Below are 11,089 nucleotides of genomic sequence, written 5' to 3'. Positions count from 1 at the left end.
ATATAATACATATTTAGATTCTTTAATAAGAAAATATAGAAAAAATGGTGGTCTTGAAGAGTTTAGATCTATAAAAGAAGAAATAAATTTAAGATATTCTAATGATATTAATTCGTTTATATTAAATAAAATAAATAATTATTATGATAATGCTGAAATTTTTTATGGAGATTATTTAAATTCAAAAAGAGAAGATTTCATAAATTCGATAATAAGTAATATAGTTTAAATAATAAAATACGCTCTTAAGGGGAAAATAAATTTGTAATAAATCTTAGGAGGTATTGAAATGAAAAATAAACTAATGAAAAAAATGAAACGAGCTTTAAAAAGAAATAAAGCAAAGGGATTACTTTTAGTTGAAATGGCAGACGATTTTATGGACATAATTCAAAATGCAAAAGTTTATAAAAAAATTAATAAAAAAAGAAAAAAATTAAGATAAACAAAAAATGGGCTATATGCCCATTTTTTTGTTTATCTTATCGTAAATTAATACATTTGATTAATTTTAAATCCATTTTCAATAAAAGTAGATTTTATTAATTCGATATGTTCAATACCATTAGTTTCCACTGTTACTTCTAAAAGTACATTTTTTAATCTATTTGAAGCTTTAAATTGATTATGTTCAAGTTGAACGACATTAGCATCTAATTCAGATAAAATACTAGAGATTTGTTGTAACTGTCCAGGAGTATCAGGTAATTCAACAGAAAAACAAAACAATCGTCCTCTTTCAACTAATCCATCACTAATTAATGATGATATTGTTAACATATCTATATTTCCACCGCTTATTACTGAAATTACCTTTTTATTATTAAGATTAAGTTTTTTTAGAGCGGTTAAGGAAGCAGCACCAGAAGCTTCGGCTAATAATTTATGCTTTTCACAAAGTATTAAAAAAGCTTCGGCTATTTCTTTATCAGATACAGTTATTATTTCATCTACATATTCTCTTATTATATTATAAGTTAGTTGGCCAGGACATTTCACTGCAATTCCATCTGCGATTGTGTTTACTGAATTTAATGAAATTAATTTGTGATTTTTAAAGCTTTGCTCCATAGCATTAGCCCCATCAGCTTGTACACCAATAATTTTTATATCTGGTTTAATACTTTTGGCTGCTAAAGCAACTCCACTTATTAAACCTCCACCACCAATAGGACAAATTATAACATCAACATCATCAATTTCTTCTAAAATTTCTAAAGCTATAGTTCCTTGGCCATAGATAACACTTATATCGTTAAAAGGATGTATGAAAATAGAATTATTTGTAGATTCTATTTCTTTAGCTTTTAGAAATGAATCATCATAGCATGTACCATGTAAAATAACATTACCACCAAAGTCCTTAGTAGCTTGAACTTTTAAATAAGGAGTATTTTTAGGCATAATAATAGTGGAATTTACTCCTAGGAGAGTTGATGCATAGGCAACACCTTGTGCATGATTACCTGCTGACGAACAAACAACTCCTCTAGACTTTTCTTCATCAGATAAGGATCTGATTTTATTAAGAGCACCTCTAATTTTATATGCTCCTGTAATTTGTAAGTTTTCACATTTAAGATATACAGAACAATTATTAATTTTTGAAAATATAGGACTGTACAATATTGGTGTTTTATTAATTATATCTTTAATAGTTTCTCTAGCTAGTTTAATTTCATTTAAATGCATATATTTCCACCTCTACTAATTTTTATAATAGATATTATATCATTTGTTCAAAAATATATGAAGATTTAAAATATTTTTAAAGTATATTTTATTTGAAATAACATAAAAATAACTATGTAAAGGAGGCCGATGTTAAAGTGAAAAGTAAATTAGATTATATGACTAATATAGGGAATTTTACCAAAATAGCTGTTAAAAATTTTGAAGAAAATATAGTCGATAAGGTTAATTATTTAGAAAGTGTAAATAGAAGCCCATTAAAAAAAGAATGTAAATTTGAGGAGGATAAAAATGAATAGAAACTTTCCTAAAACTTTCCAAGCACAACATCAAAATGTACAACCAGGTTTAGAAGAAAAGATGAATCCAAAACCTATATATATAAATAAAGAAGAAGCTATAAAAAAACTTAATGATAAGGTTGCTATAATAACAGGAGGTGATAGTGGAATAGGAAGAGCTGTCGCTATAGCTTTTGCAAAAGAAGGCGCTAAAATAGCAATAGTTTATTTAAATGAGCATGAAGATGCTGAAATAACAAAAAAAGAAATAGAAAATTTAGGTGGAGAATGTATTTTGTTAAGTGGGGATATTGGAAATGAGGACTATTGTATTTCTGCAATTAATTCAGTAAAAAGTAAATTTAATAAAATAAATATACTGGTAAATAATGCAGCAGAACAGCATGTATGCAAAAATATAACTGATATAACTAAGGAACAACTAGAAAAAACATTTAGAACTAATGTGTTTGGATCTTTTTTTATGACAAAAGAGGTTATTAAACATTTATCAGAAGGTGATTGTATTATAAATACAACATCTATAACAGCATATCAAGGGAATGAAACATTAATAGATTATTCAATGACCAAAGGAGCATTAACTTCCTTTACTCGTTCATTAGCAGTTAACTTAGTAGGTAAGGGGATTAGAGTAAACTCAGTTGCGCCAGGGCCTGTATGGACTCCTCTTATACCAGCATCATTTGATGAAACAATGGTTTCTAGCTTTGGACAAAGTAATCCAATGAAAAGAGCAGCACAACCTATAGAAATAGCTGAAGCTTTTGTTTTTCTTGCAAGTGATGGTGCTAATTTTATAACAGGAGAAACTATACATGTTAATGGCGGTGAATTTGTAAACGGATAAGCAAATATTATATATTAAGTAAAAAAGATAGTTTTTATCTATCTTTTTTACTTACTTTTTTATATGCTATTATTGCTGCACCAATAGCACCAGCATATTGACTTAATTCATGAGAAAAAACTTCATGATTTAGATAAAAACTTAATATTTCATTAAATTCCTTAGAATTAGCAAGTCCACCAGTAAAGAATACTAAATCATTAGTATTTAATCTTTTACTAAAACTAGCAGTTCTTTTAGCAATAGAATGTAAGATACCCAAAGCAATATCGCCTCTATCTATATCTTTAGCCAAAAGGCTAATTATTTCACTTTCTGCAAATACTGTACACATACTAGATATATTTACTATATTTTTATTTTTAACAAAAATATCTATATTATTTATATCTTCTTCTAGTATTCTCATCATGACTTCAATAAACCTACCAGTTCCAGCAGCACACTTATCATTCATAATAAAGTCTATTACATTAAGAGAATTATCAAGATTTATAACTTTACAATCTTGGCCACCTAAATCGATAATTGTTCTAGTTTTTGGATTTAAGAAAGCTGCACCTTGAGCATGACAAGTAATTTCAGTAATTTGTTTATCAGATTCTTTTAGCAAAGATCTCCCATATCCAGTAGTAACTACGAATTTTACTTTTTCATTATATAAATCATTGTATACATTATAAATAGTTTCTTTTGGTTTAGCAGATGTTCTTATTTTACATTTTTTTATAATGCTCTTGCCATCAAAAATAGCTCCTTTTGTATATGTTGAACCTGAATCAATTCCTAAAGTATAAAATTCTGTTTCTTTATTCATTTATAACATCTCAATAAAGGCAGCCATTCTAGTATTTATCTGACCTATATCACTAATAGAAAAGTCAGTTTCAATACTCATATATGGTATATTTTTTTTGGAATTTACAAATCTTTTTATAGATAAGGTTTCAACACTATAAGTATGGCAAGCAGTTAAAATAACATCAATTACAGCATCTACTTTATATTCATCTATCATTTTATCAAGTAACTTTATTCTATTAGGATTAGGTGTCATACAAGAACAACCTATTGAAAGATATTTTTTTGCTAAAGCATCATAGATATCAGGATTACTTTCATCAACTAATTCATCAACAGCCTTAGCACCACTACAATTTTCAAATGCTACAACGTAGGCTCCATTTTCCTCTATGGCTTTTATTACCTTTTCAGTAGCTGTTCCTAATGGGCATCCTGTTATTAATATTCTTGGTTTCTTCTCGTATTTAGGACTTAGTTCATATTCTTCTTTAATTTTATTAATTAAGGTGTTTAAATTATTTGGTATACTTTCTTTATTGAATTCAAACGTTGTCCCATTTAAAACCTTAAAAATATCTGTTCCCGTAATTGGTACTGGATCTAATTTTCCGAGTTCATAGAATTCTTTTAAAGACTTTCTTTCATTGTTTTTAATTACTATAGCCTTTTTTATATCATCTTCCGAAATAGTTGTATTAAATTTTTCTTCTAATACTTCTTTTAATTTTATAATCTCATTCTTCCAAAGTTTGAATCCATCATCACTTTGAGAATTTGGTAATTCCATAACATGAACAGGCTTAAATTCAGAAAGATATTCATACATTTTCTTTTTTCCATCGCAAGTAGTTTCGCCAATTACTAAATCTGAAAAATAGAAAAATGGACATTTATCAGTTTTAGCAAAACCATAACTAGATTTTATAAGTGGACAGAGATTACGAGGTAAATCCTGCTCTGCATCATCTATAGTTTCATCTGAAGAAGCACATAAAGAAACAGTAGAAGCTCCCATAGCTAAAGCTAGCTCTTGAGGAAAATAAGTACAAAATACACCTATAAGAGGTATATCCTTTTCTTTTTGATTCTTAGCAACCATAAAAGAGTTTCTTCGAATTTCTCCAAATGTTTCAAAAATATCTGGTAATTCTTTTTGTAATTCCATATTTTTATCTCCTTAATTAATAATATTTTCAAAGTTACATATATATCATATCATGTAATTTTATTGTAATAATAGTATATTTTATAAAAATAACTAATATTATTTTGATATATAATAATTATTTTATATAATGGTTGTTATAGGAGGGAAATTTATGTCTAAAGAAAAAATAATAAAAACTAATGTTATGAGAATATTAGATTCGAATAAAATAACATATGATATAGTTACATATAATTCTAATGATGGAAAAATAGATGGTATATCTGTAGCACATAAAATTGGAGTAGATAAATCTCATGTATTTAAAACATTAATAACACAAGGGACAAGTAAAGCGTTATATGTATTTGTTATTCCAGTTGCAGAAGAATTAAATTTAAAAGAAGCTGCTATATTAGTGGGAGAAAAGAAATTAGAGATGATTCATGTAAAAGATATAATGAAGTATACAGGTTACTTGCGTGGTGGGTGCTCACCTATAGGCTTAAAACATGATTATAAAATATTTGTACATGAAAGTGCTAAAGAATTAGATTCTATTATTATAAGCGCTGGAAAAATTGGATATCAAATTAAAATAAACCCTATTGATCTAATAGGATTAGTAAAAGGAACTTTTAGCTTTTTAATAAAATAGTTAATCAAATAAACTTATTAAGTTTTAATTATAAAATATACATATAAATATTTTAATAAATACAGGTATAGCAATATAATATGATTTAATTATCATATAGATAATTATTATCAATATGATAATAAAATTTGTATTGTTAATATGATTTTATGGTAATTTTAAATTGGCATAATGGTTGCTTTATTTAATTATAAAAAAATTAGAGAAAGAAGTGATAAAATGTCTTTACTAATTAAAAATGGTAATATTATTACGGCTACTGATAACTATATTGGAGATATTTATATCGAAGATGGAATTATTAAAGAAATAGGGATAAATTTAAATAAAGATAGCTATAAAACTATAGATGCTAAAGGAAAAATAGTTATTCCGGGAGGAATCGATGTACATACACATTTAAATTTAGATGTAGGAATTGCTGTAGCTAATGATGATTTTTATACAGGAACAATAGCTGCAGCCTGTGGAGGTACTACTACAATTGTTGATCATATGGGGTTTGGACCTAAGGGATGCAATTTAAAGCATCAAGTTGATGTATATCATGAATATGCAAAAGAAAAAGCGGTAATTGATTATAGTTTTCATGGAGTAATACAACATATAAATGATGATATTTTAAATGAAATGGAAAGTATAGTGAATAATGAGGGGATTCCTAGTTTTAAAGTTTACTTAACATATGATTATAAATTAGAAGATGAGGAAGTTTTAAAAGTTCTTAAAAGATTAAAAGAACTTGGAGGAATTACAACAGTACATTGTGAAAATCATGGTAGTATAAAATTTTTAAAAGATTATTATATAAATAATAATTTGAAATCACCTAAATATCATCCTTTAAGTAGACCTGTTGAAGTAGAGGGTGAAGCTGTAAATAGAATGATTAATTTAGCTAAAATAGTTGATGATGCACCATTATATATAGTACACTTATCTTCTGAAATAGGGTTAAACTATATAAAAACAGCTCATGAAAAAGGGGAAAATGTTTATGCGGAAACTTGTCCTCAATATTTAGTTTTAGATGATAGTAAATATGAAATTGAAAATAATGAAGGATTAAAATATATTATGAGTCCTCCTTTAAGAAAACAAAGAGATATAGATGCTTTATGGAAGGGTATAAATGATGGACATATAAAAACAATTGCAACAGACCATTGTCCATTTGCATTTAATAAAGATAAACAGCTTGGAAAAGATGACTTTACCAAATGTCCTAATGGGGCTCCAGGAATAGAAGAAAGAATACCTTTAATTTTTTCTGAAGGAGTAATGAAAAATAGAATAAGTATTAATAAATTTGTAGAAGTATGCTGTACTAATCCTGCAAAAATCTTTGGTATGTATCCAAAGAAGGGAACTATACAGGTAGGATCTGATGGGGATATAACAATTATAGATCCTAATATAGAAAAAATATTAAAAGCTGAAGAATTACATTCAAATGTAGATTATACTCCATATGAAGGCATAAAGGTAAAGGGATATCCTATTTATACCATTTTAAGAGGAGAGATAATTGCTAAAGACAATAATTTTATTGGCAAAAAAGGATATGGTGAATTTATAAAAAGAAAATCAAAAATATAATCTTATTGAGAGAGGTGGAGGGACTGGCCCTACGAAACCTAGCAACCTACTTTAAGGTGTGGTGCTTAATCCTACAGAGAAATTTGGAAAATGAGAGAAACTTATTATGAACAAAATTTATCTCTTCTTTTTAAGGAGAGATTTTTTATTTTAAAGGGGGCAAAAATGAATTTTAATTTTGAAATTGTTAGTGATTTGAAAGATAGAATATTAGTAATAGATGGGGCAATGGGTACTAATATTCAAAGCTATATGCTAAGTGAAGAAGAATATAGAGGAGAGTATTTAAAGGATTTTCATGTCGATCAAAAAGGAAATAATGATTTATTAAGTATAACACAACCACAAATAATAAAAGCTATTCATAAAGGTTTTTTAGAAGTAGGTGCAGATATTATTGAAACAAACACTTTAAATTCTAATAAAATTTCTCAAAATGATTTTTGTCTAGAAAATTTAGTTTATGACTTAAATTATAAAAGTGCTAAAATAGCTCGTGATTTATGTAATGAATTTACAATAAAAGATAATAGAAAAAGATATGTAGCAGGAGCAATAGGACCTACTAATAGAATGGCTTCTTTATCTCCAAATGTTGATGATCCTTCCTTAAGAAATGTAACATTTGATGAACTAAAAGAGGCCTATATAGAACAAATAAGTGCTCTTATAGAAGGAGGAATAGATTTAGTACTAATTGAAACTATCTTTGATTCACTAAATGCAAGAGCAGCAATTATGGCAGCAAATGAAGCTTTTAAACTTCAAAATAAAACCTTACCAATAATGATATCTGGAACTATTGCAGATAAATCAGGGAGGATACTATCTGGTCAAGATATATTAGCTTTTGCTAATTCGATGAAAAATGAAAATGTTATTTCAATTGGTTTAAATTGTTCCTTTGGAGCAAAGGATTTATTTCCATTTATAAAGGAGTTATCTGATACTCAAAATGTATTTATTTCTATATATCCTAATGCCGGACTTCCAAACGAGTTAGGCTTTTATGATGAATCACCTAATGTGATGTCTAGTTATATAGAAGAAATGTTAAAAGCAGGATATTTAAATATAGTTGGGGGATGTTGTGGAACTACTTTTAAGCATATTGAAGCTATATCAAAAATAGCTAAAAAATATAAACCAAGATTGATTAAAGAAAAAAAAGTGGAAAGCATATATTGTGGACTAGAAATAACTAAATCTAATAAAGATTCCAATTTTATAAATATTGGAGAAAGAACTAATGTGGCAGGCTCAGCTAAATTTGCAAGATTGATTAATGAAAAAAAGTACGAAGAAGCACTGAATATAGCTAAAAATCAAGTGGAAAATGGAGCTCAAATCATAGATATTAATTTTGACGATGGACTTTTAGATAGTGAATATGAAATGGAGAATTTTTTAAAGCTAATAGCTTCTGAACCAGATATATCTTCAAAGCCTATTATGATAGATTCTTCAAGATGGGAAGTCATAGAAAGAGGATTAAAAGTAATTCAAGGTAAACATATAGTAAATTCAATTTCGTTAAAAAATGGACAAGATGATTTTATAAATAAAGCTAAAATAATTAAAGCTTTTGGAGCAGCTGTAGTTGTAATGGCTTTTGATGAAAATGGCCAAGCAGATAGCTATGATAAAAAAATTAAAATCTGCAAAAGAGCCTATGATTTATTAGTAAATGAAGTTAATTTTCCTCCAGAAGATATTATTTTTGATCCTAATATTTTAGCTATTGCAACAGGAATTCAAGAGCATAATAATTATGCTATGGATTTTATAAAAGCAACAAAATGGATTAAAGATAATCTACCATATGCCAAGATATCAGGTGGAGTTAGTAATCTCTCATTTTCTTTTAGAGGTAATAATAGAATAAGAGAGGCTATGCATTCAGTATTTTTATATCATGCAATCAAAAATGGAATGGATATGGGGATAGTAAATGCAGGAATGATTCAAATATATGATGATATTCCTAAGGATTTATTAAGGATAGTAGAAGACGTTATATTTAATACCAATGAAGAAGCCAGTGAAAAATTATTAGATGCTGCTAATTACTATAAATATTATAACAAAAAAGAAGAGGTAAATAAGTGTGAATGGAGAAACCTTAGCTGTAAAGATAGACTTGAATATTCATTAGTTAAAGGTGTTACTGATTTTATTGAAGAAGATTTAAAAGAGGCATTAAAAGTATACAATAGAACCCTAAGTATTATAGAAGGACCTTTAATGAACGGTATGAAAAAGGTTGGATATTTATTTGGTGAAGGAAAGATGTTTTTACCTCAAGTAGTCAAATCAGCTAGGGTTATGAAAAAAGGAGTATCTTTTTTAACACCATATATAACTAAAGATGAAAATGGTAGTTTTAAAAAAGATGGAAAGATATTAATTGCCACAGTAAAAGGAGATGTACATGACATTGGGAAAAATATAGTTGGAGTAGTCTTATCATGTAATAATTTTGATGTTATTGATTTAGGGGTAATGGTATCTTGCAAAGAAATAATAGAAAGAGCAATTATAGATAATGTTGATATTATTGGATTAAGCGGGTTGATTACACCATCACTAAATGAAATGATTACTGTAGCTATAGAGATGGAAAAAAGGGGACTTAACATACCTCTTATAATTGGTGGTGCTACAACTTCTGAAATTCATACTGCATTGAAAATTGATCTTAATTATAGTGGAGCTGTTATATATGGATATGATGCTTCTAAAACTGTTGAAATATGCAAAATATTAGTTTCTAATGAAAAGTATAGTTTTATAAAAAAAACTAAAGAAAAATATAAGAAGTATAGAGAAAATTATGGAAAAGAAAAGTTTCAATACATTTCACTATCTGAAGCAAGAGAAAAGAGATTAAATTTAAATTGGGAAAATCAATATATTAAAGTACCGAATTTTTTAGGAGTAAAAGCAATAGAAGAATATAGTATAAGTGACATAAGACCATTTATAGATTGGAGTTTTTTCTTCAGTGCATGGGGAGTTAAGAAAAAGTATCCAGAAGTTTTACAAGATGTTAAGTATGGTATTGAAGCTAAAAAATTATTTCATGATGCTAATAAATTATTAGATGAATTAGAAGTGAATAATATAGTAAAGCCTAGGGGAGTATTTGGACTATTTAGGGCAAACTCTAATAATGATGATATAAAAGTTTATGATGAGAATAATAATTTAATTGAAACTTTCAATATGTTTAGGCAGCAAAGGAAAAATGATAGAGATGAGTACTTATCACTAAGCGACTATATTGCACCTGAAGAATTAAAAATAAATGATTATATCGGGGCTTTTATAACTACAAGTGGAAAAGAAGCAAGAAATTATGCAAATGAGCTAAGATGTAATGGGGATGAATATAATTCGATGCTATTAAGCTTTATATGTGACAGACTAGCAGAGGCTTTTGCTGAAAAACTTCATTTGGATATTAGAAAAAAGTATTGGGGATATTCTGAAAAGGAAAATTTAACTTTAGATGAGATACTCAAAGGAAAGTATAAAGGTATTAGACCGGCAGTAGGTTATCCATCTATAAAAAATCAAAAAGAAATTGAAAAGATATTTAAACTTTTAGATGGCGAAAACAATACTGGCGTAGGAATAACAGAAAATTATATGATGGATCTTCCATCATCTGTTTGTGGATTATATTTTGCTAATGAAAATTCTAATTATTTTGATATATATAAAATTGATGAAAATCAAATTAAGGATTATTCCAAAAGAAATAACTCATCTTTAGAAGAATTGAAAAATAGGCTTTCTTATATTTTAAAGTAAGAGAGCAATTAAGCGTTTATTTAACCCTTACTTAAATTTAATATGTAATCTATTCTTTTATTAATAAATTTAAAATGAAAACTATAAATTTATAAAAATATTGTATAAAATTTGTATTTTGATACAAAAATATTTGTTTTTATATTATAAATTGCAATCTGAAATTGAACTACTTTTCGTTTAAGTTGAATAAATGAGATCAAGTTGGTTATCGAATAGCT

10 protein-coding genes and 1 riboswitch are annotated in these 11,089 nt (G+C 27.1%); of the genes, 7 read left to right on the top strand and 3 right to left on the bottom strand.

All coding sequences use genetic code 11. The features are described from left to right. Together H9660_RS14850 and H9660_RS14845 are read left to right on the top strand one after the other, a co-directional pair. The coding region (locus H9660_RS14850; RefSeq protein WP_191751159.1) for a hypothetical protein at positions 1 to 229 on the top strand (229 nt) is incomplete at its 5' end. A 60-nt stretch (positions 230 to 289) separates the two neighbouring features. Then, on the top strand, positions 290 to 445 hold the full coding sequence (locus tag H9660_RS14845; protein WP_191751161.1) for a hypothetical protein: 156 nt from the start codon (positions 290 to 292) through the stop codon (positions 443 to 445). 47 nt (positions 446 to 492) lie between these two features. Here H9660_RS14845 and ilvA read toward each other — a convergent pair whose 3' ends face one another. Continuing rightward, on the bottom strand, positions 493 to 1,692 hold the full coding sequence (gene ilvA, locus H9660_RS14840) for a threonine ammonia-lyase (RefSeq protein ID WP_191751158.1): 1,200 nt from the start codon (positions 1,690 to 1,692) through the stop codon (positions 493 to 495). A gap of 137 nt (positions 1,693 to 1,829) precedes the next feature. Between ilvA and H9660_RS14835 the strand changes: the two genes are divergently transcribed. Then, the gene (locus H9660_RS14835; protein ID WP_191751160.1) at positions 1,830 to 1,991 is read left to right on the top strand and encodes a hypothetical protein; all 162 of its coding nucleotides are present in this window, start codon (positions 1,830 to 1,832) and stop codon (positions 1,989 to 1,991) included. Next, positions 1,984 to 2,844, top strand: a complete 861-nt coding sequence (locus tag H9660_RS14830; protein ID WP_191751157.1) for an SDR family oxidoreductase — start codon at positions 1,984 to 1,986, stop codon at positions 2,842 to 2,844. The genes H9660_RS14835 and H9660_RS14830 overlap by 8 nt, the downstream gene beginning before the upstream one ends. Before the next feature lie 34 nt (positions 2,845 to 2,878). Here the strand turns inward: H9660_RS14830 and H9660_RS14825 are convergent, their stop codons facing one another. Then, positions 2,879 to 3,661, bottom strand: coding sequence for an acyl-CoA dehydratase activase (locus H9660_RS14825; RefSeq protein ID WP_191751156.1), 783 nt, complete (start codon positions 3,659 to 3,661; stop codon positions 2,879 to 2,881). Beyond that, positions 3,662 to 4,813, bottom strand: a complete 1,152-nt coding sequence (locus H9660_RS14820) for a double-cubane-cluster-containing anaerobic reductase (protein WP_191751155.1) — start codon at positions 4,811 to 4,813, stop codon at positions 3,662 to 3,664. It lies immediately after the preceding gene. A 154-nt stretch (positions 4,814 to 4,967) separates the two neighbouring features. Between H9660_RS14820 and ybaK the strand changes: the two genes are divergently transcribed. The 3 genes from ybaK to metH all read left to right on the top strand — a co-directional run bounded on the left by ybaK (position 4,968) and on the right by metH (position 10,868). Continuing rightward, positions 4,968 to 5,453 carry a Cys-tRNA(Pro) deacylase gene (gene ybaK / locus H9660_RS14815; RefSeq protein WP_191751154.1) on the top strand — a complete coding sequence of 162 codons (486 nt, stop codon included), beginning with the start codon at positions 4,968 to 4,970 and terminating at the stop codon, positions 5,451 to 5,453. Between the two features lie 219 nt (positions 5,454 to 5,672). Continuing rightward, positions 5,673 to 7,052, top strand: coding sequence for a dihydropyrimidinase (gene hydA / locus H9660_RS14810; RefSeq protein ID WP_191751153.1), 1,380 nt, complete (start codon positions 5,673 to 5,675; stop codon positions 7,050 to 7,052). Further along, a riboswitch (SAM riboswitch) is annotated at positions 7,052 to 7,149 on the top strand. Its footprint overlaps the gene before it by 1 nt. Before the next feature lie 68 nt (positions 7,150 to 7,217). After that, positions 7,218 to 10,868, top strand: a complete 3,651-nt coding sequence (metH, locus tag H9660_RS14805) for a methionine synthase (RefSeq protein WP_191751152.1) — start codon at positions 7,218 to 7,220, stop codon at positions 10,866 to 10,868. Positions 10,869 to 11,089 lie beyond the last annotated feature (221 nt).

The organism is Clostridium gallinarum (assembly GCF_014836325.1).
GTDB classification, from domain to species: Bacteria; Bacillota; Clostridia; order Clostridiales; family Clostridiaceae; genus Clostridium; species Clostridium gallinarum.
This window is presented reverse-complemented; position numbering and strand designations above follow the sequence as displayed.